The sequence below is a fragment of the Vibrio sp. QJM3NY_39 genome (assembly GCF_057785895.1).
This window is the reverse complement of sequence record NZ_CM173505.1, coordinates 2,365,331-2,390,564: the sequence shown is the minus strand read 5'-3', so window position 1 is coordinate 2,390,564 and position 25,234 is coordinate 2,365,331. Positions and strand designations below refer to the sequence as shown.

General features: G+C 42.5%; 21 protein-coding genes, 1 riboswitch and 1 other annotated feature. Of the genes, 11 read left to right on the top strand and 10 right to left on the bottom strand.

The features are described from left to right. Positions 1–122 precede the first annotated feature (122 nt). From AC3CHU_RS10565 to AC3CHU_RS10555, 3 genes are read right to left on the bottom strand one after another with little or no spacing between them, the layout of a single operon-like run. Complete coding sequence (locus AC3CHU_RS10565) at positions 123–1,760, bottom strand: response regulator (protein WP_171307789.1); 1,638 nt, start codon at positions 1,758–1,760, stop codon at positions 123–125. Beyond that, entirely contained in the window at positions 1,760–2,911 is a 1,152-nt protein-coding gene (locus AC3CHU_RS10560; RefSeq protein WP_488524511.1) for an EAL domain-containing response regulator, read from the bottom strand. The genes AC3CHU_RS10565 and AC3CHU_RS10560 overlap by 1 nt, the downstream gene beginning before the upstream one ends. Further along, positions 2,911–5,895, bottom strand: a complete 2,985-nt coding sequence (locus tag AC3CHU_RS10555) for an ATP-binding protein (RefSeq protein ID WP_488524510.1) — start codon at positions 5,893–5,895, stop codon at positions 2,911–2,913. Before AC3CHU_RS10555 ends, AC3CHU_RS10560 begins: the two co-directional genes overlap by 1 nt. A 132-nt stretch (positions 5,896–6,027) precedes the next feature. On the opposite strand from AC3CHU_RS10555, the gene AC3CHU_RS10550 reads away from it, so the two are divergent. Beyond that, complete coding sequence (locus AC3CHU_RS10550; protein WP_488524388.1) at positions 6,028–6,948, top strand: IS5 family transposase; 921 nt, start codon at positions 6,028–6,030, stop codon at positions 6,946–6,948. On the opposite strand, the gene AC3CHU_RS10545 is transcribed toward AC3CHU_RS10550, so the two are convergent. Together AC3CHU_RS10545 and bioA are read right to left on the bottom strand one after the other, a co-directional pair. Further along, positions 6,908–7,486: a transporter substrate-binding domain-containing protein gene (locus tag AC3CHU_RS10545; protein ID WP_488525493.1), complete on the bottom strand. Its 579-nt coding sequence runs from the start codon at positions 7,484–7,486 to the stop codon at positions 6,908–6,910. The genes AC3CHU_RS10550 and AC3CHU_RS10545 overlap by 41 nt on opposite strands. A gap of 271 nt (positions 7,487–7,757) precedes the next feature. Beyond that, on the bottom strand, positions 7,758–9,035 hold the full coding sequence (gene bioA, locus AC3CHU_RS10540) for an adenosylmethionine--8-amino-7-oxononanoate transaminase (protein WP_488524509.1): 1,278 nt from the start codon (positions 9,033–9,035) through the stop codon (positions 7,758–7,760). 159 nt (positions 9,036–9,194) lie between these two features. On the opposite strand from bioA, the gene bioB reads away from it, so the two are divergent. The 4 genes from bioB to bioD are packed head-to-tail and all read left to right on the top strand — an operon-like array spanning position 9,195 to position 12,929. After that, positions 9,195–10,247 (top strand): biotin synthase BioB, encoded by a 1,053-nt coding sequence (gene bioB / locus AC3CHU_RS10535; protein ID WP_102456034.1) that lies wholly within the window; start codon positions 9,195–9,197, stop codon positions 10,245–10,247. Beyond that, positions 10,234–11,445: an 8-amino-7-oxononanoate synthase gene (gene bioF, locus AC3CHU_RS10530; RefSeq protein ID WP_488525492.1), complete on the top strand. Its 1,212-nt coding sequence runs from the start codon at positions 10,234–10,236 to the stop codon at positions 11,443–11,445. Before bioB ends, bioF begins: the two co-directional genes overlap by 14 nt. Continuing rightward, the gene (gene bioC, locus AC3CHU_RS10525; RefSeq protein WP_054546662.1) at positions 11,446–12,249 is read left to right on the top strand and encodes a malonyl-ACP O-methyltransferase BioC; all 804 of its coding nucleotides are present in this window, start codon (positions 11,446–11,448) and stop codon (positions 12,247–12,249) included. Further along, complete coding sequence (gene bioD / locus AC3CHU_RS10520; RefSeq protein WP_054546661.1) at positions 12,246–12,929, top strand: dethiobiotin synthase; 684 nt, start codon at positions 12,246–12,248, stop codon at positions 12,927–12,929. Before bioC ends, bioD begins: the two co-directional genes overlap by 4 nt. Before the next feature lie 110 nt (positions 12,930–13,039). Here the strand turns inward: bioD and AC3CHU_RS10515 are convergent, their stop codons facing one another. Then, complete coding sequence (locus AC3CHU_RS10515) at positions 13,040–13,207, bottom strand: hypothetical protein (protein ID WP_017078977.1); 168 nt, start codon at positions 13,205–13,207, stop codon at positions 13,040–13,042. 277 nt (positions 13,208–13,484) lie between these two features. On the opposite strand from AC3CHU_RS10515, the gene htpX reads away from it, so the two are divergent. Continuing rightward, entirely contained in the window at positions 13,485–14,348 is an 864-nt protein-coding gene (gene htpX / locus AC3CHU_RS10510) for a protease HtpX (RefSeq protein ID WP_488524508.1), read from the top strand. Positions 14,349–14,609: 261 nt separating this feature from the next. On the opposite strand, the gene purB is transcribed toward htpX, so the two are convergent. From purB to mnmA, 3 genes are all read right to left on the bottom strand, one after another. Then, positions 14,610–15,980, bottom strand: coding sequence for an adenylosuccinate lyase (gene purB, locus AC3CHU_RS10505; protein WP_488524507.1), 1,371 nt, complete (start codon positions 15,978–15,980; stop codon positions 14,610–14,612). Between the two features lie 143 nt (positions 15,981–16,123). After that, complete coding sequence (hflD, locus tag AC3CHU_RS10500; protein WP_004734565.1) at positions 16,124–16,741, bottom strand: high frequency lysogenization protein HflD; 618 nt, start codon at positions 16,739–16,741, stop codon at positions 16,124–16,126. A 48-nt stretch (positions 16,742–16,789) separates the two neighbouring features. Then, positions 16,790–17,926 (bottom strand): tRNA 2-thiouridine(34) synthase MnmA, encoded by a 1,137-nt coding sequence (mnmA, locus tag AC3CHU_RS10495; RefSeq protein WP_102517596.1) that lies wholly within the window; start codon positions 17,924–17,926, stop codon positions 16,790–16,792. A gap of 203 nt (positions 17,927–18,129) precedes the next feature. On the opposite strand from mnmA, the gene AC3CHU_RS10490 reads away from it, so the two are divergent. Further along, positions 18,130–18,399 carry a hypothetical protein gene (locus AC3CHU_RS10490; RefSeq protein WP_488518667.1) on the top strand — a complete coding sequence of 90 codons (270 nt, stop codon included), beginning with the start codon at positions 18,130–18,132 and terminating at the stop codon, positions 18,397–18,399. Positions 18,400–18,501: 102 nt separating this feature from the next. Beyond that, positions 18,502–19,806 (top strand): inosine/guanosine kinase, encoded by a 1,305-nt coding sequence (locus tag AC3CHU_RS10485; RefSeq protein ID WP_004734568.1) that lies wholly within the window; start codon positions 18,502–18,504, stop codon positions 19,804–19,806. A 172-nt stretch (positions 19,807–19,978) separates the two neighbouring features. On the opposite strand, the gene AC3CHU_RS10480 is transcribed toward AC3CHU_RS10485, so the two are convergent. Further along, positions 19,979–20,389: an H-NS family histone-like protein gene (locus AC3CHU_RS10480; protein WP_004734569.1), complete on the bottom strand. Its 411-nt coding sequence runs from the start codon at positions 20,387–20,389 to the stop codon at positions 19,979–19,981. Positions 20,390–20,753: 364 nt separating this feature from the next. After that, positions 20,754–20,931: riboswitch (Lysine riboswitch) on the top strand. Between the two features lie 112 nt (positions 20,932–21,043). Here AC3CHU_RS10480 and AC3CHU_RS10475 point away from each other — a divergent pair. The 3 genes from AC3CHU_RS10475 to hisD all read left to right on the top strand — a co-directional run bounded on the left by AC3CHU_RS10475 (position 21,044) and on the right by hisD (position 25,230). After that, positions 21,044–22,636, top strand: coding sequence for a Na+/H+ antiporter NhaC family protein (locus tag AC3CHU_RS10475; RefSeq protein ID WP_102557357.1), 1,593 nt, complete (start codon positions 21,044–21,046; stop codon positions 22,634–22,636). A gap of 189 nt (positions 22,637–22,825) precedes the next feature. Further along, positions 22,826–22,961: a sequence feature (His leader region), on the top strand. A gap of 53 nt (positions 22,962–23,014) precedes the next feature. Further along, on the top strand, positions 23,015–23,911 hold the full coding sequence (gene hisG, locus AC3CHU_RS10470) for an ATP phosphoribosyltransferase (protein WP_029224816.1): 897 nt from the start codon (positions 23,015–23,017) through the stop codon (positions 23,909–23,911). Beyond that, positions 23,911–25,230 (top strand): histidinol dehydrogenase, encoded by a 1,320-nt coding sequence (hisD, locus tag AC3CHU_RS10465; protein ID WP_102271102.1) that lies wholly within the window; start codon positions 23,911–23,913, stop codon positions 25,228–25,230. The genes hisG and hisD overlap by 1 nt, the downstream gene beginning before the upstream one ends. Positions 25,231–25,234: the final 4 nt, after the last annotated feature.

The window sequence follows — 25,234 nt, the reverse complement described above, 5'->3', positions numbered from 1 at the left end:
GTTAACCCAATATAGTTTGATCTAATGTTGGACGACCTAATTTGCTAGATATATTTGAAAGGCTTCGCTGTGATGGCAAAGCCTTTTTTATTATCTAAATTTCAAGAACCTAAAGAAATCTATTATCGATAGGTATTCGTAGTGTTTCTTATGTTGGCACACATTGATTTAGCTTTGTCGTAGATACGCGAATACTGCATATCTTGTAACTCTTGTGTAGTGTAAAGTTGTTGGATGATATCGTTACATTCGCTAATAATCGCGTTCACTTGTTGTGAACCCAAGGAACTTGGCCAAGCGAGAGTAAGTAACTTGACAATATTCATACACACTTTTTTTATCAGCGGCGCGCGTTTCTGAATGTTCAAGTATGTTGTTAATAGGGCTTTATGGCTTGATTGGGTATCTTCTAAAACAATATTTTGTGCTTTTAACCATTGCAATTTTCGTTCATTGTGACTTTTCAGTTCATTTAACATGGTCATTTGACTTGATATGATCACCGAACTTTCGCTCCTAACGATTAAAATTCCAATTCGTTGGATTGTTATTCCAAACTCGCGCTCACCACTCATCTTATCGAGTAACCAGGCATGATGATAAATGGTTGAAAAGTCAGTGAATGGGTTACTGTCGTGTAGGTCAGATAATATATCAATAGATTTTTTGTACTCTTTTTTATCAAAATACATATGTGCATCTATCAATGCCAAATCACAATCAATTTCAGGAGTCAGTTCCTTCTTAACTTTACTCAAAATGGAGTTAACCTGTTCGAGTTTCTCTTGTTTTTTAATATCATCGGAAACGGAATATAAAAGAAACCGAATGTGATTAAGTTTCATTGATACGTTGTCGCGGAACGTCTCTTTGTTGAAGTGGATGTAATTCTGGTAGTGCCTAAGCGCAGTTTCAGAGTCGTTGACAGATAGACACAAATTGGCAATAGCTAGTTCACGGTCTGAGTTTCCGGGCGTTAATTTGCTGGCTAGCTTAAAGTGAGCTATTGCAGCTGGTATTCGATTACTGATCAAGCTTACTTGAGCTGCTTCATCGCGATACAAAGTGTTGCTTGGTGCGTTTTCAATCAGTGTTGATATGATTTGATTAGCTTTGGTAAGTTGTCCTAAGTTAGCTAAGCTATTCGCCAAACCTGCCTGTGCCCAGTCGAAATTACCTCTTATAATCATACTCTCATACACCACTTTAGCTGCGTCAAACAGTTTGAGTTTAGAGAGAAAACGGCCTTTGAACTGCTCGATTGTAGAGAAGTATTCTGGATGAAAATGCGATAGAGCTTCACAATGATCAAGGCCATCTCGATAAAGATGCTCTCGATCGGCCTTATAGATCTCTTCCAGCGCTTTCTTTTTACGAATTGATGCCATAATTCGTAATTTTAAGGTTTCACGATTAAACGGTTTCAAAAGGTAGTTATCTGGACGTAATTCAATTATTGGCCTAATGGAAAGTGCCGAGTTTTCTCCGGTGACAAGTATGAAAACGCCATCATCTTTTAACTTCTGAGTTTGTTTTAGTTCTTCAAATAACTGCTTACCATTCATACCAACCCCAAAGTTGTAATCACAAATGATGACATGAAAGGGTGTTTCATTGACGAGTGATATTGCGACTTTTGGCGATGAAGCAATATATATGTATTTTTCAGAGAATCCTATGTGAATCAACATATTGCGAATCGTAGAAAGCACGATTGGCGCATCGTCGACAACAAGGACTTTCAGTTGATTGAACATCATTATTTTAAATCGTTCTGAGAGACTAACTCGGAAAAACTTGCAGGTTTGGATGTGAAGTAGCCTTGATATTTCGTCATACCAATTGAAGAAAGATAATCATAGTCTTGTTGTTGCTCAACACCTTCGATAATACATGACAGTCCTAAGTTTTTGGCTAAATTAATGCAGGCTTTAGTTAGTACTTGGTGCTTTTTATTAGTACTAATGTTGTATACAAAACTTCTATCTACCTTTAATTCCGTAAAAGGTAAATTTGAGAGTTGCGATAATGATGCGTAACCTGTGCCGAAATCATCTATAGAAAGGCCGATGCCGTACATACTTAATTTAGCTATGTTCTTGTAACAATTAGCATCAAGTAAAAAAGTTTCATGTTCAGTTATCTCTAACGTAAGTAACGAGGGGGATATATTGTAGCGGTTACACAAGCGTATTATTTTATCTGCCACATCGATTCGAAGTGTTGATTGCTCAATGTTAATTGAAAAGCTTAATGGTTCCTGAAGTATGGATATATCTTTCAATCCTTGTTCCAAAACAGTGTAAAATAGTTGGTCGAGTAAATTCAAGCGTCGAATAACTTCCATGAAGTGGCTCGGGGCGATTAGCCCAAATTCAGGGTGCATGATACGAGCGAGTAACTCTACTCCAACGACTTTGGCTTCATTTACGTTGTGTTGACTTTGGTACGCGTTGACAAACCAGTTGTTTTCGAATGCTAATTGAACCTGTTTGTTATTCAAAACGACAGGGGCACTTTGTATCTCAATTACTGTTTTTGATAAGGCATAAGATGAAAATAAACGTTTAATGTGCGAATCTCTGATTGGCTTACAAATAATTTCAACATTCTGATAACCGATCAAAACGCACATATTTTGTGTGGATTCTAATACCGAATGTGGCATAGCACTTAAGATAACCACCCGTTTAATAGATCTTACAGCCTGCGGTGATGCTAACAGAGATACGCCGTCAATTTGCGGTATTTTCAAGTCACAAAAAGCCAGATCAAAATCATGAATCTGACACATATTGATTGCTTCTTCGCCATTTGAAACGGTATATATTTTGCTGATTTCGTAGCGTTTTAGCAAGATTTCTATTGATGTTGCTTGGAGCAATGAGTCTTCGACGATCAACACTTTCACTATAGGTTTGGCCTTTTTAGTACGAGAGAAGTCGATTCAATCGACCTAGTTAGCTCATCAATTAATATTGTTAATTTTTTAGCGTTATTCGGATCTTTTTCGCAGTCTTTTGCTGCTCGATAAAGTGCCGTCAAACCAAGTAAACCAGCGGAGCCTTTGATACGATGGGATACTTCTTTTACATTCTCTTTTTCGCCTTGTAACATCGATTTATCAGCCGTGAATGATTCTAGTATCACGGTCGCCATCTGGTTTTGTTCGTCTTCTGAGTAATCTTCTGCCCATGGCTGATTGGGTTGTTGCTTTATGCTAGTTGCTGGAAGTGATTGTTTTAGAGCAAGTGCTAATTCGTTAAAAGAATAAGGTTTGTAAATCACCAGGTTCATACCAACCCGCTCAGCTTTTTCGACTACTAATTTAGAGTCTTCCGCTGTACAACCAATAACAGGACAATGGGATAACTCCGGCGAGGATTTGATTATTTTGGTTAACTCATAGCCATCCATATTTGGCATGTGGCAGTCGGTGATAACTAAGTCAACTACTTGAATCTTTAGTTTCAAAATATCGAGTGCTTCTTGTCCATCTTTAACGATGAAGGTGTTGAGTCCGAATTGATTTAATTGCTTAGCAAATAATAACCGGTTGATTGGATCGTCATCGGCTACCAGTACATTGCCCTCGAATTGATACCTATTTTTTGTATCAAGGGTTAGCGAGCCACTAGGTGTTATTGTTGATAATAAATGGTCAGGGTATAGATTTTGCCATTGGTTAGATCTAACGATATTCATTGTATTTTGTTCGTTGTAATTTTGGTGAGGAACTTCCCAAGCTTCAAGCCACTTCAATATTTCACGATCTTCTGTGTAGATTTCATCATATGGAATTATTATTTCAGACTTTGCCTCTATAGGAATGATGACTGAAATTTTGGTTCCTAACCCTTGCTTGCTCTCAATCTTTAACTCACCGTTCATCATCGTTACCAAGCGTTGAACCACGGTAATGCCTAACCCTGTGCCTCCGTAGCGACGGCTAATACTATGATCGCCTTGAGCAAATGGTTGGAATGCGCGAATAATTTGCTGTTTAGACATACCACAACCAGTGTCAGTTATAGATAGGTGTAATTGACGCTCGGCTACGATGACGTTAATGAGAATAAAGCCACTTTCTGTAAATTTAATGGCATTGTTGAGTAGGTTGTTGAGTATTTGCGTTACTCTTAACCAATCTAAGCTTGCTGAGTAAATCGTTCCTATCTTCCAATCCAGTTTGAAGTTGAGGTTATTCAGTCGTGCATGTGTTTCAAAAGTCCTGAAAATTGGGCATAGTTCTTGGTAGATATTGCTGAATTTTGATTCTAAATGAAGTTGATTAGCCTCCATTTTTGAAATATCTAAGATATCACTGACGAGCAATTTTAGGCGCTCTGCAGATACCTGAGCATTCGACAACAGTTCCATATTGTCTTTACATTCAATTTTGGTACTTAATAATTCCATTAGTCCGATCATGGCGGCAATCGGCGTGCGCAGTTCATGACTGACAATCGCTAGGAACAAATCACGAGCTTTGATGGCTTCTTGAGCTTTTGTATGTGAAATCTCTAACTCACGTTGTTGAGCTTCCGATCTCGTTAAGTCATCCAATACCGTGATTGTGTAACAACTCCCATCTGAGCGATCCATAATATGTTGCCGAATCACTCTAAAATGTTTTTCTTGTCCACTGCAATGGCACTTTATTTTCGTCCAGACTCCTAACGTTATCGTGTTTTTATCTTGGATTTCGGCTTGTTTAAGCCAACAAGATTCTGGTCTTTCATCGGCCAATAAACATAAATTTCTCTGTTTGTTAAATGCACTGTTGGACAAAACAAGTTTATTTTTTTGGTCATGGATCGATATCAAGTTTGGTAAGCTGTCTAGCAATGTCATTAGCCATTGAATTTGCTCATAACTTTGTTGTTCCGATTGTTTTGCTTTGCTTAACGAAATAGAAAGACGTCTGGTTTTGATCAATCCATAAGCAATGAGAACGAAAATAAAACTAGAAGATGCCAGTGTGTAAAGAACGATACGTTCTTCGCTGTAACCGTATTGGGCTGTAATGTTGTGGTGTTTGAGGTTTAGATGATCTATTTCATTTTGTGTAGTCATAGAAATAGCGGAGTTAATTACGTTCTGAAGGAAGGTTGAATCTTGATGTAAGATTACTCCGATATCTCTCCTCAAGGCGGCTTTACTCTCTTGAGCTACGATGTGAAATATATCGGTATATCCATTGTAAACGTACAGATTCGCAATACTCTGCGGGATGTAAGCGTGCGTTATTTTCCCGTTACTCATATCTTTAACTAGATCTTCTATATCTTGATATATGACGGCTTCATTGAAATCTAATCCCAATGATTTTTTCTGTATAAAATATCCAGTTCTATCAAGAATGGCTGTTTTTTTCTTTTTCACATTTTGGTTTGTTGCAATGTAAGCCCATTGAAGCGTCATAAATGGGTCGCTAGAAATAAACTCATTATTACTTTGGTTTCCTACCGCGAAACTAGGTAGAAAGTCGACCTCTCTATTGCGTAGCATTTCAATGACGTCTTTATCCTTGGGTGGAACATATTCAAAATTCACGCCAAGCTTTCTTGAAATAAGAGTGAATGCGTCGTGAATGAATCCGGTCGTTTTTTGTGTTGTTGGGTCAAAATATGAATAGGGGTAGATGTTTTCACAAACAGTGTACCGAATAGTTCGATCCCCATATTGACTTTTTATGACTTGATTTACTATGTCATCATAAAAATGGTAGAAATAGTTTGAGGATATTTGGTTAATATCTTTGAGTTTATGTTCAAGTAATGTGTCAATGATTGTTTTTAATTGAACTGCTTCCTTACTCATTAATACTTGAACGGGGAATGGAGGCAGATCCTTTGAAAATGAAAGTGTGCCTTGCCATTCACCAGGTGTCACAACGGAGTAATAACTTTGGACCGACGTTAAATCGATGACTGTCACATCAGCGGGGCTTTGTTGCGTAATTCAATGGAACTAAATCAAGAGCCTACGATCTGATCAGCTACGTTCACTCCTTCTCGTAGCTCTATGCCTAAACCTCGTTACAAAACAACCAACTGGAAGCAATACAACCAATCACTTATTAACCGTGGCTCTCTGACCTTTTGGATTGATGAAGAGGCAATAAACGGGTGGGCGCAAAGCAAACAGAGTAAGCGCGGGAGGCCACGTCGGTTCAGCGATTTAGCTATCACGACAGCGCTCATGGTGAAACGAGTTTTTTCTATGCCACTGAGAGCTCTGCAAGGGTTTATCGACTCAATATTTAGGCTTGCCCATGTTCCATTAAGTTGTCCGCATTACACCTGCATCAGTCGTAGAGCAAAGCAAGTTGAGGTCTCATTTAAGACTAAAGCGAGAGGAGCAATACAGCACCTGGCCATTGATGCAACTGGCCTAAAGGTTTATGGCGAAGGTGAATGGAAAGTCAAAAAACACGGGACAGATGGCAAGCGTAGAGTTTGGCGAAAGCTGCATATTGCCGTTGATACAAGCACTCATGAAATTATCGCAGCCGAGCTAAGTTTATCGACGGTTACAGATGGAGAAGTCCTCCCGAACTTACTGAAACAAACACGCCGAAGTATCCTTGAGGTGTCTGGTGATGGAGCTTACGACACGAGATTGTGTCATGCTGCTATTAAGAGTAAGGGAGCCATTGCGCTTATTCCCCCAAGAGAAGGGGCAGCCTTCTGGGAGCGTGGTCATCCTCGAAACCTCGCCGTGGGTTGCCAGAAGTTATACGGCTCAAATAAGTATTGGAAAGAGCGGTATGGGTACCACAGACGTTCACTATCAGAAACAGCGATGTATCGAGTTAAACAGTTACTAGGAGGACGATTGAGCTTAAGACATTACAATGCGCAGGTGGGTGAGACTTACGCGATGATAAAAGCGTTGAACAAGCTTACTGGGTTAGGTATGCCTGAAACTTGTCGTATTGACTAAGAAACACACGAAATGGGGTAGCTCTATCTATAAATTTAATTACGCAACAAAGCCCATCAGCGGTACCAACTGCGAGTGCTGTAAATAGTTCGGATGTACTGTTTACCATTAATATTTTGGTGAAACCCAAGTCTCTAATTATCTGACAAAACAATGAATGACGAATACACGCCCATCTAAGGTCTTTTTTCGAACTAGTTTGAGCTGTTTTATCTCGGAACCAAAAAACGTTAGGTACGTTGTATAAAGTGTTCGAAAAGATAAACTGTTCTGTTCGTTCACGTGTTTCGGCATAACCGAGTGTAAAGTCGACCTCTCCTTTTACTATTGCATCAAGTAGAGCGCGTGACGAAAAGTACTCTTTTATTTCAATGTTAACGTTAAGCTTTTGCTCGAGAAGGTTAATTACTTCGGTAGAGTTCCCTTTATTTTGACTGACGAATACCTCCTCCCAAGCGTGATTAAACAAGTGGGTAGGCTTAGCAATGACAATCGTTTTCTTTGTATGTAAGTAGTCTGTCTGGCTGGGAGTAAGCATCATTTCAGATGCAGCACATGCAAAAGACAGTGATAAAAAAACAAAAAAACAAGAGATATAGATTTTCATAAAATTAGAGGGTTAAAAAGTCTCGTTATTTTATGACGGCCATTTATCCAACAGCTAACACTCTTTTCATAATTATTTTTGTTGTAAGGATTAAAATCATTTCTAGCTTGTATCTGGACGAGTGAGTGATAGATAAATTGGACTTGTTAGTTAGATTCATTAATAAGGTGGCCTGCTTTTAGCGCCGATCACCTTTAAACTATTATTGAAATAATAAGGGATTTTTGAGGGCGGAATCGATAGAGTTTACAAGTTGTTCGATATGTTCAGGCTTGCTAATGAAGGGAGGCATCATATAAATCAATTTGCCAAACGGGCGTATCCAAACACCTTGTTCAACAAAGTGAGCTTGGATGGTTTCCATATCCACAGGCGTGTGAGTCTCAACAACGCCAATAGCGCCTAACCAACGAACGTCTTTGACAAGCTCGTGCTCTCGCAACGGTGGTAGCAATTCAGAAAAGAGTTGTTCAATCTGTTGAGTCTGATTTTTCCAATGGCCTTGCTCGATGATGGACAAACTTGCTGCACCCACAGCACAAGCCAATGGGTTGCCCATAAAGGTTGGCCCATGCATAAAGCAACCTGCTTCACCGCCACATACGGTGTCTGCGACTTCTTTGCTCGCAAGCGTCGCTGACAGCGTCATATAGCCACCAGTTAGCGCCTTACCTACGCATAAGATATCCGGTTTAACATCGGCATGTTCGCAAGCGAACAGTTTCCCCGTACGGCCAAATCCGGTCGCAATCTCATCCAAGATAAGTAATACGTTGAATTCATCACACAGTAAGCGAACTTGTTTTAGAAACTCAGGGTGGTAGATGCGCATGCCACCAGCGCCTTGAACGATAGGCTCTAAGATTACGGCGGCAACCTCTGCATGATGGGCTGTGAGTTTCTCTCGAAAGCTATTGACGTCACTTGAATTCCACTCATTCCAAAAGCCAGTTTTTGGCGAATCAGCGAAAATATGCTCAGGCAAAAAGCCTTTGTAAAGGCTATGCATCGAGTTATCCGGATCGGTCACTGACATCGCCGCGAAGGTATCTCCGTGGTAACCATCTCTTAGCGTTAGGAACTTTGAACGAGGTTGCCCTTTAGCATGCCAGTACTGCAGTGCCATCTTCAGGCTAACTTCCACGGCCACTGAACCTGAATCGGCCAAGAATACGTGTTCTAGATTACTTGGCGCCAAATTCAGCAGTTTCTTACATAAATCGATAGCGGGCTGGTGGGTGATACCGCCAAACATAACGTGTGAAACCTTATCGATTTGGCTGTGAGCCGCAGCATTGAGCTCTGGATGATTGTAGCCGTGGATGGTTGACCACCAAGATGACATACCATCAATAATTCGTTTTCCGCCTTCTAATTCTAGGTAAACACCGTCTGCGTTGGTGACTGGGTAGCAGGTCAGAGGTGTTAACGTTGATGTGTAAGGATGCCAGATATGCTGGCGATCAAAGGCGAGATCCATAGTAACTTCCATTCTTGATGTGGTTAAAAAATAACCAGATGTAAACTTTTGATATTATCAATGTGTTGACAGTCTAAAGCTTGTCGGTAGACTAGCCAAGCATAAATGCAATCTCTATTAATAGAGATGCAACATCAAATAATAAAAAAGGATCGACACGTGGAAGTTCGTCATGACTGGACAGTTGCTGAAGTAACAGCACTGCTTGAAAAACCGTTTATGGATTTAATGTTTGAAGCTCAAGTTGTTCATAGACGGTACCAAGAGCAAAACCACGTGCAAGTGAGTACGCTTTTATCGATAAAGACGGGTGCTTGTCCTGAAGATTGTAAGTACTGTCCTCAAAGTGCTCACTACCGAACGGATGTCGACAAAGAACGCTTAATGGAAGTCGAGCGTGTTTTGGATGCTGCGCTAAAAGCCAAGAATGCGGGCTCAACTCGCTTTTGTATGGGCGCTGCATGGAAAAACCCGAAAGAGCGCGATATGCCTCACCTTACCGACATGATCAAAGGTGTGAAAGGCATGGGCTTGGAAACCTGTATGACACTGGGTATGCTAACGCCAGATCAAGCAGGTGAGTTAGCGGACGCAGGTTTGGATTACTACAACCATAACCTTGATACGTCTCCTGAATTCTACGGCAGCATTATTACTACTCGTACTTACCAAGATCGTTTAGATACCTTATCTCACGTGCGTGATGCCGGTATGAAGATCTGTTCTGGTGGCATTATTGGTATGGGCGAAAGCACTAATGACCGTGCAGGTCTACTTGTCGAGCTAGCGAACCTTCCAGTCCACCCTGAAAGTGTACCAATCAACATGCTGGTAAAAGTGAAAGGCACACCGATGGAAAACGTCGATGATGTTGAGTCTTTCGACTTCATTAAGTTGATTGCGATCGCTCGTATCATGATGCCTATGTCTGCGGTTCGCTTATCTGCAGGCCGTGAAAACATGAACGAACAGATGCAAGCGATGTGTTTCATGGCGGGCGCGAATTCTATCTTCTACGGTTGTAAGCTACTTACTACGCCAAACCCAGACGAAGACACGGATATGCAGCTGTTTAAGAAGCTGGGTATCAACAGCCAACAGGTCGCTCAAAAACCTGACGAAATTCAAGAAAATGAACTGTTAGATCAAGTGGTGGAGCGCGTTGCTGCTCGTCCAACGAAAGATGACATGTTCTACGATGCCACTGTTTAAATCTCGCATCAAAAGAGCCCTTGCTCATCGCCGTGAGCAAGGGTTAACTCGTCAACTTAAGGTACTCGAAAACAGCAATAACTCTTTGCTTAATAGTGAAGGTTCTCGCTTTATTAACTTTTCGAGTAATGATTACCTAGGGTTGGCAAACGATTCTGAACTGGTCGATGCATGGCAAACCGGACTTTCCCAATATGGTGCCGGCAGTGCTGCATCGCCATTGGTCACGGGTTTTAGTTCTGCTCATAAAAATTTAGAGGCTCAGCTGTGCGAATGGCTTGGCTTTGAACGTGCCATTCTATTTAGTTCTGGTTTCAGTGCTAACCAAGCCTTGTTGTTTTCTCTGCTCGAAAAAGACGACTCTCTGTTGCAAGACAAACTTAACCACGCCTCCTTGATGGAAGCGGGGATGCTCTCACCTGCAACTATGAAACGCTTTAAGCACAACGACACGCAGCATTTAGAGTCTTTACTAAGCCGCTCTCCACAATCGTTAGTCGTGACTGAAGGTGTGTTCAGCATGGATGGTGACCAAGCGCCTCTCAGCCAGATATCTACCCTGACAAATCAATACGACAGTTGGTTGGCGGTTGATGATGCTCACGGTATCGGCGTGTTAGGTGATAAAGGGGCAGGGAGCTGCAGTGCGGCACAAATCTCACCCGATATTTTGGTGGTGACCTTTGGTAAAGCATTTGGCCTTTCTGGTGCTGCGATTCTTTGTTCGTCAGAAGTGGGTGATTACTTAACTCAGTTTGCTCGGCATCATGTGTACTCGACCGCGATGCCACCTTCACAAGCGGTGGCTTTGTCTCATGCGTGTCAGATGATTCAGACGCAAGAGTGGCGTCGAGAGAAGCTCATGGAGTTAGGCGCTCTTTATGCTGAGCAGATGGGTAGCGTGAAAGGTTTCATTGATACTCAGACTCCGATAAAGCCGTTTGTGATTGGTGAAGCCCAAGCTGCCTTATCTATTGCCGAAGAGTTAAAGCGTAACCAAGTTTGGGTAACAGCGATAAGGCCACCAACCGTTCCGACAGGGACTGCTCGTTTACGAATTACGTTAACGGCCAATCATAGTCAGGAGCAGATTCTTCAGTTAACTGATTCGTTGCTTCAAGCAATAGAGCGAAGCAACGACTCTGGAAGCCAACCAAGCATAGAACCAAGCTTTGAATTAAAGAAAGAGGCTCAGTAAATGTCACAAGAAGCAGTAGTGCATAATTACGTAGGCCACGATAAGAGTGCGATTGCCGAAGCCTTCGGTAAAGCAGCGACAACGTATGACAAACACGCTGAATTTCAGCGCGATGTCGGCCACCTACTACTGGATAAGCTACCGAGAGACCTCTCGGGCTTAAAGGTGCTCGATTTAGGTTGTGGTACTGGTTACTTCTCTGAGCAGATGATCAAGCGTGGTGCTGAAGTGGTGTGTGCTGATCTTTCTGTTGGAATGTTAGGAAGGGCAGAGCAGCGCTGTGGTACATCGGTTTCTTTATATCAACAAGCCGATGCTGAGCAATTACCGTTTGAAGATGGGTGTTTTGACATCGTTTTTTCAAGCTTAGCGTTGCAATGGTGTGATGATTTATCGTCACCTTTAAAAGAGATGAAGCGCGTTGTAGCGGTTGGCGGACGTATGGTTTTCTCAACTTTGCTTGATGGGTCACTGTTTGAACTGGAAAAATCATGGTCTAAAATTGACGCACATCAACACGTTAACCATTTTATTACAATCAATCAGGTAAAAATTGCGTTAGCGCAATCTAGCTGTACTGCTCATCAACTAGACTTGCCCACCATCACCGTTTGGTACGACACTGCGTTTGAACTGATGCGCGACCTTAAAGGTATCGGCGCTAATCACGTAAGTGGTCGCTCACAAGGTTTAACAAGTCGCCGCATGTTGCAGCTTGTTGAACGGGAATATCGAGAGTTTAAAAACCATCAAGGTTTCTTACCAGCAACATATCAAGTTTGTTTAGGGGTTATTCAATTATGATTGATGCATTATTCATTGCAGGTACGGATACCGAAGTGGGAAAAACTGTGGTTTCAAAAGCGATTCTTCAAGCTTTGGCCGCACAGGATTTATCAACAATTGGCTATAAGCCAGTTGCTGCAGGGTGTGAACAATACCCTGAAGGGTTACGTAATAGTGATGCATTGCACCTTCAAGAAGCTGCGACGCAAGATGTTGCTTACGAAGACGTTAACCCGTATGCATTGTTGCTACCATCATCACCTCATATCGCAGCTAAGCATGACGGTGTCGTGGTTGATGAAGCGGTATTATCAGCGAAGCTAGAACAGCATAAGCAAAACTCTGACATCGTTCTAGTTGAAGGTGCTGGTGGCTGGCGTGTTCCGGTTTCAGATGACGAATACTTATCTAGTTGGGTTAAGAAAGAGCAGCTTCCAGTTGTCCTGACTGTTGGTATTAAGCTGGGTTGTTTGAGCCACGCTCTGTTAACTGCTGAAGCGATTCGTGCAGATGGTCTAAACCTAGTAGGTTGGGTAGCGAACCGCATTAATCCAGGCACTGAACATTATGCTGATATTATTGCGATGCTTGAAGACAAGCTAGGTGCGCCGAAGTTAGGTGAAATCCCTTACGTACCAAGAGCAAAGTCTAAGAACATTGGTAAGTACATTGATGTGCAGCCTTTGCTTACGCTTTAATTCTCACCTAGTGTACTAAACAAGAAAAGGGCTGCGATTGCAGCCCTTTTGCTATTTTAAGCCTTTAAACCATACGTTTGTAAAAACCGGTCTTTTGAACAAGTTTGGGATTAATGTTCTTTTGTCAGTCCCATTAATGCTTGTTGCGTTTCTGTGATTTTTGTCTGTGCCGTTTGTGGTGTTAGGATTCCAATCTGCTTTTTCGCTTCTTCTTCAGTAATCCCTAGGTGACAGCACAGTAAATCAATAGCCATTTGAGTGTTAGTACCTTCAACCATGATCGTTCCCTTTTTGTACATGGACTAGCCAATAAATCATCTGAAGTCACTGTAAACGGATTGTTATATCGGCACCATACGACTTAGGTCTAATAGACTAAGGTTAATTCGAATATAGTCTCGTAATCAAATGTTGCAATTTAATGCTTAACCTTGTTTTCTTAATCTAAGACTATATGTATAAGTAAGTATAAGTCTTCAAGGTTGGAATCTATTGCTGTCTGCCTTGTCTATAACAATAAGTTTTATAAAAACAGCTTTCATGCGGAGATAAGTAATGAAGCGAGTAATGTTGTTCCTTGCAACCAACCTTGCGGTTGTATTGGTACTAAGTGTTGTTCTTAATATTGTATATGCAGTCACAGGTATGCAACCAGGAAGCCTTTCAGGCTTGTTGTTAATGGCTGCAGTATTTGGTTTTGGCGGTTCATTCATTTCATTAATGATGTCAAAGAAAATGGCGCTACGCTCAGTAGGCGGCATGGTCATTGAAAGCCCACGTAACGAAACAGAACATTGGTTGATGGAGACGGTAAGCCGTCAATCTCAACAAGTTGGTATTGGTATGCCAACAGTGGCGATATACGACTCGCCAGACATCAACGCATTCGCGACAGGTGCTAAACGTGACGATTCATTGTTAGCAGTATCAACAGGCCTGCTGCACAACATGACGCGTGATGAAGCTGAAGCGGTATTAGCGCATGAAGTGAGCCACATCGCGAACGGTGATATGGTGACCATGACGTTAATGCAAGGTGTAGTGAACACGTTCGTTATCTTCCTATCTCGTTTCATCGCCAACATTGTTGCGTCGAATGACAACGAAGAAGAGGGCGGCAGCAACATGATGGTGTACTTCGGTGTGTCGATGGTGTTGGAATTGGTATTTGGTTTCTTAGCAAGCTTCATTACTATGTGGTACAGCCGTCATCGTGAATTCCATGCCGATGCAGGTGCAGCGAACCTAGTGGGTAAAGAGAAGATGATTGCAGCGCTAGAGCGTCTAAAGGTGAGCCATGAGCCACAACTAGAAGGTTCTATGATGGCATTTGGTATCAATGGTAAGAAGTCTCTAACAGAGCTTCTAATGAGCCACCCACCGCTAGATAAGCGTATTGCGTCTTTACGTAACATGTAATTTCTAACACAAGCTGCTGTCGTTAAGTGGCAATATGTATTCTAAAGGCTTCCTTCGGGAGGCCTTTTTTGATCTTGGCATTTAAGGATGTTTGTCTAATGTGGCTTGCAGTATTTGAATGGGGGAGGTGAGTAGGACAAGTCAGGTTTGATTGACGACTGTTGTTTACTTAGGGACTACTGTTCGAGACATTTGTTCTACGCAACAAAAAGGCTTCCACATGGGAAGCCTTTGTCTATTCTGTGATTCGAAATTCGAACCCTACAGCTTGTCAGTTAGCTCGATTGCTTGACCGATGTAGTTCGCTGGTGTCATCTCTTTTAGACGTACTTTCTCGTCTTCAGGGATTTCAAGACCATCGATGAATGCACGCATGCCTTCGCCATCTACACGTTTACCACGAGTTAGCTCTTTTAGCTTCTCGTATGGCTTCTCGATGCCGTAACGACGCATTACTGTTTGTACTGGTTCAGCCAATACTTCCCAGTTCTTGTCTAGTTCAGCAAGTAGCGCAGCACGGTTAACTTCTAGCTTGCTAATACCTTTCAGAGTCGAAGTGTATGCAATGATTGCGTAGCCAACGCCAACACCTAAGTTACGAAGAACTGTAGAGTCGGTAAGGTCACGCTGCCAGCGAGAAACTGGAAGTTTTTGTGCAAGGTGGCTGAATACTGCGTTCGCTAGACCAAGGTTGCCTTCAGAGTTTTCGAAGTCAATTGGGTTAACTTTATGCGGCATTGTAGAAGAACCGATTTCGCCAGCAATAGTCTTCTGCTTGAAGTGACCAAGAGCGATGTAGCCCCAAACGTCACGGTCGAAGTCAAGAAGGATAGTGTTGAAACGAGCAACAGCATCAAACAGCTCAGCGATGTAATCGTGAGGTTCGATTTGAGTTGTGTACGGGTTCCAAGTTACGCCAAGAGATTCAGTGATGAACTCTTCGCTGAACTGGTGCCATTCAACTTCTGGGTATGCAGAAAGGTGTGCATTGTAGTTACCTACAGCACCGTTGATTTTCGCTAGAATCTCAACGTTTTCGATTTGCTTGTATTGACGTTCCATACGGTACGCAACGTTAGCCATCTCTTTACCCATAGTAGAAGGAGAAGCAGGCTGACCGTGTGTACGAGACAGTAATGGAATGTCACGGTACTCGTTCGCAAGCGCTTTGATAGCTTCAATTACGTTACGGATTTCTGGAAGAATCACGGTATCACGAGCTTCTTTAAGCATAAGCGCGTGAGAGGTGTTGTTGATGTCTTCAGAAGTACATGCAAAGTGAATAAATTCGTTTACAGCGTGAAGTTCAGGAACGCCAGCAACTTTCTCTTTCAAGAAGTACTCAACCGCTTTAACGTCGTGGTTAGTCGTGCGCTCGATCTCTTTGATACGTAGAGCATCTTCTTCACTGAAGTTAGCAGCTAGTTCATCAAGAAACTGGTTAGCTTCTGCACTGAACGCTGGTACTTCTTTGATTGCATCTGTAGCTGCAAGCTTTTGTAACCAACGAACTTCAACGATAGAGCGGTACTTTAGTAGGCCAAACTCACTAAAGATGCTGCGTAATGCAACAGTCTTGCTTCCGTAACGGCCGTCTACTGGTGAAACAGCAGTCAATGCTGACAGTTCCATGGTGTTCTCCTGAATTGAGTTTTCTAAATTTTGAGAGGTTTATACCAGTAACAATCTCAATTGTCACGCATATTGCGCAATCGTTTGCGCGAGAATTGTATTGGTACAAAAAACAAGCTCGCGACGAGGCGCGAGCTAATAAATTACATGCGAGCTAGCAGGATTTGAGCCTGCTCGATCATTTTTTTGCGACCGAAGATAAGGTGACGACGTTTGCCGCCAACCTGACGCCATAACACAGCGCTTCGAATTCCTGATAGCAGCAGAGCACGAACCTTATGCTGGCTCGATGTCTGTTGAAGTACTGCTGGCGTACCAGAAACCTGAATACGAGGGCCAATAGGGCTCACTACATCTAAGTAGATGCTCGCAAGGTTGCTGATCATTTGCTCGTCAAACAGATCGAAGTGCTCAGTTTGACGCTCTGCAGTTTGAATACGATCACCAAGCTGTGACATAGAGTCATTGCGAGCAGATAGTTTACGTTCAAGCGCCATCAAGCTGATGATGTAGCGAGTAATGTCGCTACCAGCAGGAGTACTGTCGATACCTTTTACTAAGCATTCAAGGCCTAGCTTTAGGTTCGCCTCACGGCCAAATACACCCACAGTGTTCGCTGGGTTAGTATTTAAAATGGCATTGAGTGAAGCTTCGAAGGCATCTTTATCACAACGGCCGTCTTTCGCTACTTGTTGAACCAAAGCCACAGCTTGGCAAATTCCAGCGAAAGCAATAGTACGGTCATAAAGTGTATTAGCCACGTAGTAACTCCTAGTTGTTTTCTATCGTTTGTTGTTCGTTCGATTAGATTAGATGCGTTTTTCGATGATACCACCACCAAGACAGACTTCATCTTGGTAGAACACAGCCGACTGGCCTGGCGTTACAGCGATTTGCGGCTCATCGAAGATAACCTTAATGTTATCATCGTCAATTGGGATGATTGTACAAGGAATATCGGTTTGACGGTAACGTGTTTTTACCGTGCATGTCATAACTTCAGTAATTGGTGTGCGATTAACCCAATGAAGCTGAGATGCGAACAAGCCTTCTGATTTAAGAAGCGGGTGGTCTTTACCTTGAACCGCGATCAGAACATTACGCTTAAGATCTTTTTCACCAACAAACCATGGTTCTTCGTTACCGCCGCCACCTTTAGTGCCGCCAATATGAAGACCTTTACGTTGACCCAAAGTGTGGTACATCAAGCCTTGGTGCTGACCAATAACTTGGCCTTCAGGTGTCTCGATGTTACCTGGTTGAGCCGGTAGATATTTGCCAAGGAACTCTGTGAACTTACGCTCACCAATAAAGCAGATACCTGTTGAGTCTTTTTTCTTCGCAGTGATCAAGTCTTGCTCTTCAGCAATACGGCGCACTTCAGGCTTCTCTAATTCACCCACAGGGAATAGGCTGCGTGCCACTTGATCTGAACTTAGCGTGTATAAGAAATAGCTTTGGTCTTTATTGCCGTCTAGGCCACGTAGCATTTCTGGTTTCACGCCAGCGTCTAGCTCTTCTTGAGTTGGGAAAGTACGACGAACGTAATGACCCATCGCAATGTAGTCTGCGTCTAATACTTCATCCGCAAACTCTAAGAATGCTTTGAATTTGATTTCTTTATTACAAAGGATATCTGGGTTCGGTGTACGACCGGCTTTGTACTCTTCAAGAAAGTACTCGAATACATTATCCCAGTACTCTGCGGCAAAGTTGATAGTGTGAAGGTGGATACCTAATTTGTCACATACCGCTTGAGCATCAGCAAGGTCTTCAGCTGCCGTGCAGTATTCTTCGTTATCATCTTCTTCCCAGTTTTTCATGAAAAGGCCTTCTACCTGATAGCCTTGTTGCTGAAGAAGATACGCCGATACTGACGAATCTACACCGCCGGACATACCGACAATTACTTTCTTTTCGCTGTTTCCAGAGCTGATATCTGACATGTCTAAACACCGTTACTATTACTTGGTCGCAGATTCTAACAGAAAGAGAAACACCGCGACAGATCCGAGACCGGAATCACAGTTTCATTTGCACAAATATTGCGCTGACTTCGTTAGAGAATCGCATGAACGCGAGGAGACTCGCTAGGATGTCAGATCTATATGTGGCATAGTCGCTCGAAATCCAAGACCTGAGATAAAAAATGTCTGAACAAAATGAGTTTATGCAAGAAGAACAGTTGATCGAGATTATCGAGAACCAACTTGAAGATGGCCAACCTGTAAAAGTGAAAGAGACGCTGATGCGTTTAATGATGACAGGTACTCCTCGTGAAGAGGCGATTACGGCTATGGCATGTGCACTGGCTATTGAAGTATTTGATGTAATGAAAAACGGCGCTGAGTTTAATCAAAAACGTTACGCCGAGCATTTGGGTATGCTACCTGACTTAAGCTTTATGGAAGGCGAATAAAAAAATAGCCTAGCAAACGTTTGCTATAGTTTGAAAGATTGCCGCGTTAAATATAGCGCGGTAGAATCCGCCACCTATTTCCCCTTGACTTAGACTAGCCTTATGAAATTCCCTGGACAACGTAAATCAAAGCACTATTTTCCGGTTCACGCTCGTGATCCTTTAGTAAGCCAAGCTCAAACTAGCAAAAGAATGTCACGTACTCATATTATCGGTATTGACCAAACTTTGGTGGATATTGAAGCGAAAGTGAGTTCTGAGCTAATCGAAAAATACGGGCTAAGTAAGGGACACTCACTGGTTATTGGTGATGAAGCTGCTGAATCCTTGTATCAAGAATTAAAAGAACAGTGCCTGATCACCAATGAATACGCTGGTGGCACTATTGGTAATACATTGCACAACTATTCAGTACTTGCGGATGACCGTTCAACGCTATTGGGTGTAATGAGCCAAGATATTAAAATTGGTAGTTACGGTTACCGCTATTTATGTAATACATCAAGCAGAATGGATCTGAACCATTTACAAGGGGTAGATGGCGCAATTGGTCGCTGCTTTGCATTAATTACAGAAGATGGTGAACGTACTTTCGCAATTAGCGAAGGACAAATGAACCAATTAAAACCAGAAAGCATCCCTGAGAAAATTTTCAAAAGTGCTTCTGCTTTAGTATTAACGGCGTATTTAGTTCGTTGTAAACCAGGTGACCCTATGCCTGAAGCAACAATGAAAGCGATCGAATACGCGAAGAAATACGATGTGCCTGTTGTTTTAACACTTGGTACTAAATTCGTTATTCAAGATGATCCAGAGTTTTGGAAAGATTTCCTTGAACAGCACGTAACCGTTGTTGCAATGAATGAAGACGAAGCAGAAGCCTTAACAGGTGAAAGCGATCCTCTTGCTGCTTCAGACAAAGCATTAGAGTGGGTAGACTTGGTTCTGTGTACAGCAGGCCCTGTTGGCTTATTCATGGCGGGTTATACTGAAGACGCGGTGAAGCGTGAAACTTCATTGCCGTTGTTACCAGGCTCGATTGCAGAATTTAACCGCTATGAGTTTAGCCGTCCTGCACATAAAGAGTTATGTGACAACCCAACGAAAATCTATTCGCATATCGCGCCTTACATGGGTGGTCCAGAAAAGATCAAGAATACCAATGGTGCAGGGGATGCGGCGCTGTCGGCTTTATTACATGATATGGCAGCAAATAAATATCATAAAGAAAATGTACCGAATTCTAGCAAGCACCAACATGCATTTTTAACGTATTCATCTTTCTCACAAGTTTGTAAATATTCAAACCGTGCAAGTTATGAAGTGTTGGTTCAGCACTCTCCTCGCTTGTCTCGCGGCCTTCCTGAAAGAGAAGACAGTCTAGAAGAAGCATACTGGGAAAGATAAGATATTTTTATCTTTTTCATTTATATTTCTAATAGTGAAATATAAAAAAGGCTCCGAAAGGAGCCTTTTTTGTTTCTGAATATATTGAAGCCGTAAATAATACTTTAGTCGACTTAATATTAATTCTATTGCTTAGTGTTTTATTGATTATTCACTTAGCAAACAGGATGCCTTAAAGAGCAAACTCTTCTAGAGATTTACCAGCATCTAGTTGTTCTTGGATAGCTGAAGGCGTACGGCCTTGACCTGTCCAAGTTTTCTCGTCGCCGTTTGCGTCTACGTATTTGTATTTCGCTGGGCGAGGAGCACGTTTAGCTTTAGTTGTTTTAGATTTTGCTTCACCAGAAAGTGCAGCAATAAGATCTGCAACATCAATTCCGTCTTTTGCAATTTGTTCAGCAATAGCAGAAAGCTTAGCTTCTTGTTCTGCTTTAGCAGCGCGTTCTTCAGCTTCAGACTCTTGACGCTCTTGTACAACAATAGTCAGCTTGTCTAGCGCTTCTTCAAGTTGCTCAAGAGTTAATTCACGTGAGAACGCACGAAGGCTGCGGATATTTAATAGTGTTTTTGTTAATTCAGACATGATATTTCCCATCAAGGTAAACTAAATAATCCTCCTAATAATAAACAGTGCCTAGGAATAAAACAAATAGTATTTCTTGTATTGGTTATTTAAATATAAAAGTGAGATGAATAGTTGAAAAAGAAACGACTCACTTTTGATGAATTTATAATAATTATTAAGATTATCTTAAAAATCGATATGTGACTGGTGGAGTAATTGCTATATGTAGACTATTTTTTTATTGATTAGTTCATTAACAAAAAGACATTTTTGTCGGAATGATATGTTGCATTGTTGCTCTTGATGGGTACAATTGCGGCTACCTGATGCGATGCTTTGGTTAATTTGTTGTTAAACTCTGGTTTGCACAGTTAATAATGTTATCGCACGTAGAGGCGCAATTATAAAAAGTAGTTTTCGTTGGGGTGATGCCAATGAACGGGAATGAAAGGTGTAATTGCCGAAGTAAATTGTATATCTAAACAATTTGCTGGGGTTGTGCTCAATAGGTACAACACTGCCATAGTCTTAATTTTAAACTATGGAGCGCTACTGTAGGGTTGGGTGAAGTGTTCACTTCCCTTTCGCTTAGTTCAACATGAGCTTGATAAACCGTATCAAGTTTGTCTGCAGTAGATCTCTAGCCAAATAAAAAACTGGTTTTTGAAGATCATGAATTTAATAGATTTTGCAACATCGCCTTTATCGCTGCTTCCTCCTTTGGTTGCATTGACTCTAGCTATTGTTACCCGCCGTGTATTGGTTTCCTTGGGTGTTGGTATCGTTATGGGTGCGATTCTACTTGCTGACTACTCAGTAGGTAACGCAGCTAGTTACGTGTTCACTAAAGCATCTGGTGTTTTCATCGAAGATGGTGGCATTAACACTTGGAACATGAGCATCATCGCATTCCTAATTATTCTCGGAATGACAACTGCATTACTCACACTATCTGGTGGTACTCGCGCATTCGCTGAGTGGGCACAGTCTCGTGTGAAGAGCAAACGTGGTTCAAAACTACTTGCTGCCTTCTTAGGCGTATTCATCTTTGTCGATGATTACTTCAACAGCTTAGCGGTAGGTGCTATCTCTCGTCCTGTAACAGACCGCTTCTACGTATCTCGCGCTAAGCTAGCTTATATTCTAGATTCTACCGCTGCTCCAATGTGTGTGATTATGCCGGCTTCTAGTTGGGGTGCTTACATCATCACTATTATTGGTGGCATCTTAGTGACACACGGTGTGACTGAGTATTCTGCACTGGGTGCTTACGTTCGTCTTATCCCAATGAACTTCTACGCTGTGTTCGCACTATTAATGGTATTTGCCGTTGCATGGTTCGGTCTAGACGTTGGTAAGATGCGTGAACATGAGATTGAAGCCTCTCAAGGCCGTGGCTTTGAAGGCGACAACGATCAAAAGCAAGCGCACGATCTAAACGAAGAGCTAGACATTCAAGAGAGCGAAAACGGTTCTGTCTCTGATCTTGTTATGCCAATCGTATCGCTAATCGTAGCAACAGTTGCTGCCATGCTTTACACAGGCGGCCAAGCGCTGACTGCTGACGGTCAAGCATTTAACCTGCTTGGTGCGTTCGAAAATACAGATGTAGGCAAGTCTCTTGTTTACGGTGGTGTTTTAGGTCTGCTTGTTGCGCTAGCGACAGTGTTTAAGCAAAAGCTACCAATGTCTGATATCGCAAGAACAATGTGGATCGGTGCTAGCTCTATGTTTGGCGCTATCCTGATTCTTGTGTTCGCTTGGACTATCGGTTCTGTCATCGGTGACATGAAAACAGGTTCGTACCTATCATCTCTAGCAACGGGCAACATTGATTACCACTGGCTACCCGTTATTTTGTTCCTTCTTGCTGGCCTAATGGCGTTCTCGACAGGTACATCATGGGGTACGTTCGGTATCATGCTACCTATCGCGGGTGACATGGCTGCAGCCTCTGACATCGCGCTAATTCTGCCTATGTTAAGTGCGGTTCTTGCGGGTTCTGTATTTGGTGACCACTGTTCTCCAATCTCAGACACAACGATTCTGTCTTCTACCGGTGCTCGTTGTAACCACATTGACCACGTATCGACTCAGCTTCCTTATGCGCTGTCTGTGGCGTTCGTATCGTGTATCGGCTTCATCACTCTAGGTATGACATCATCAACTGGCATCGCGTTCGGCGCAGCGTCTCTAACGTTTGTGGCAGTATGTTTTGCATTGGCTTATTTCTCACGTTGTAAAATGTCGACGTGCAAAAGCTAAACATCACTTGATTGAATAATGAAAAGGGAGGCGTTTGCCTCCCTTTTTTTGTGCTCGTTAATTTAATTTTAAATTTCGTGAAAAAAGTTCGAATAAATGGTTGAAAAAGGGTGTCAGCTTAGTTAGTGTGGAGACAAGACAGCAAACAACCTAAGAGCCGATAAGTATGCGTAAATTAGTAATGAACATTCATCACCATCATCACCCTATCTAGTCTTTCGGGGAGATTTACGTATACCCGGGAGCAAGAATTCTCCCGGAGGTTAAGTCAAAGAATTTAGATTTAAACCCTCGGGACGACAAAGTCTTCCGAGGGTTTTTTAGTTTTAGCACTTTTAAATAATCAATAAATTCAAATATTTGCACAGGGATACAGCAATGCAGACACAACGCCTAAGAATCGCAATTCAAAAGAAAGGTCGCTTAAGTAAAGAGTGCCAAGATCTACTTAAAAAATGTGGTGTTAAATTTAACATCATGGGTGAGCAGTTAGTTGTTCATTCACTAAATATGCCAATCGACTTGTTACTGGTTCGTGATGATGACATCCCAGGTCTTATCATGGACGGTGTAGTTGACCTAGGTTTCATTGGCGAGAATGAACTAGAAGAAGTTCGCCTAGACCGTATCGCTCTAAACGAGCCATCGCAATTCAGCACTCTACGCCGCTTAGATTTCGGTGGTTGCCGCCTTTCTATCGCTATCAACAAAGATGAAGAATACAACGGCCCACAAGATCTTGCGGGTAAACGTATTGCGACAACCTACCCACAACTACTTAAAGCCTACATGGACGAGCAGGGTGTTGAATTCAGCACTTGTATGCTAACAGGTTCGGTTGAAGTTGCTCCTCGTGCAGGTCTAGCTGACGCTATCGCAGATTTGGTTTCTACAGGCGCTACGCTAGAAGCGAACGGCCTGAAAGAAACGGAAGTTATCTTCCAATCTAAAGCAACTCTGATTCAACGCACTGGCGAATTTGATGCAGACAAAATAGCATTGATTGAAAAACTACTGACTCGTATGCAGGGTGTTCAACAAGCGAAAGAGTCTAAGTACATCATGCTTCACGCGCCAACGTCTCAGCTAGAGCAAATCAAAGCGCTATTACCTGGAGCTGAAGATCCTACTGTTCTTCCTCTATCTACAGACAAAGACAAAGTTGCCGTTCACCTAGTAAGTACTGAGAACTTGTTCTGGGAAACTATGGAACAGCTGAAGGAGTTGGGTGCAAGCTCGATTCTAGTATTACCAATCGAAAAAATGATGGGGTAGTGACGATGAGAACCGTTGTTTGGCAATCTTTAAGTGAATCACAGCAAGACTCGGTACTAGAGCGTCCAGCTATTACTGAAGGTGCAAACATCACAGCGACTGTTTCTGATGTTATTGCAAAAGTACGAAATGAAGGCGATGCCGCACTTAAAAAGCTGACTGAAAAGTTCGATCGTGTGACTCCAGAATCCATTCGAGTCAGCTCGACTGAGATTGAAGAGGCATGTGCTCGTTTAACACCAGAAATGAAGCAAGCGTTAGAGCAAGCTTATAGCAATATTGCTAAGTTTCACGAAGCTCAGAAGCCGCAGCCAATTAAGGTTGAAACACAGCCAGGCGTTGTGTGTGAGCAAGTGACACGCGCTATTAATACTGTTGGCCTTTATATTCCGGGTGGCAGCGCGCCACTTCCGTCAACGGTTCTTATGTTAGGTGTACCCGCTCAAATCGCGGGTTGCCGCAAGGTAGTGCTTTGTTCACCTCCGCCAATCGCGGATGAAATCTTGTATGTCGCTAATCTTTGTAAAATCGATGAGGTTTACAATGTAGGTGGTGCTCAAGCTGTTGCGGCGATGGCTTACGGTACGGAGAGTGTCTCTAAAGTAGATAAAATTTTCGGTCCTGGTAATGCGTACGTAACGGAAGCTAAGCGCCAAGTGAGTAACGACTTCCGTGGTTCTGCGATTGATATGCCGGCAGGCCCATCGGAGGTGATGGTGATTGCAGACGAAACTGCGGATGCTGACTTCATTGCTGCTGATCTACTGAGCCAAGCTGAACATGGCCCAGATTCACAGGTTGTATTAGTAACACCATCGCCAGTTATTGCCGACCAAGTAACCGATGCGGTTCAGAAGCAACTGAAAGAACTGTCTCGTGCGAACATCGCTCAGCAAGCATTGGCTTCAAGCCTAATCATCATTGCTGAATCGATCACTCAAGCGATTGCGATTTCTAACTTCTACGGTCCAGAGCACTTGATTGTTCAGACCAAGAACCCACGTGAATTGCTGCCGTTGTTAGACAATGCCGGTTCAATCTTCCTTGGTGACTGGTCTCCAGAATCTGCAGGTGACTACGCATCAGGTACAAATCATGTTCTTCCTACTTACGGCTATACCAAAACCTATTCAAGTTTAGGTTTGGCTGATTTCTCTAAGCGTATGACGGTACAAGAGTTAACGGCTGATGGCTTGAAAGGCCTAGCGCCAACGGTAGTCACAATGGCGGAAGCCGAAGGTTTGGATGCGCACAAACGTGCTGTGACTATCCGAGTTGAAAAACTAAATCGATTTGAACAGTTAAATAAAGCGAAATAAGGGT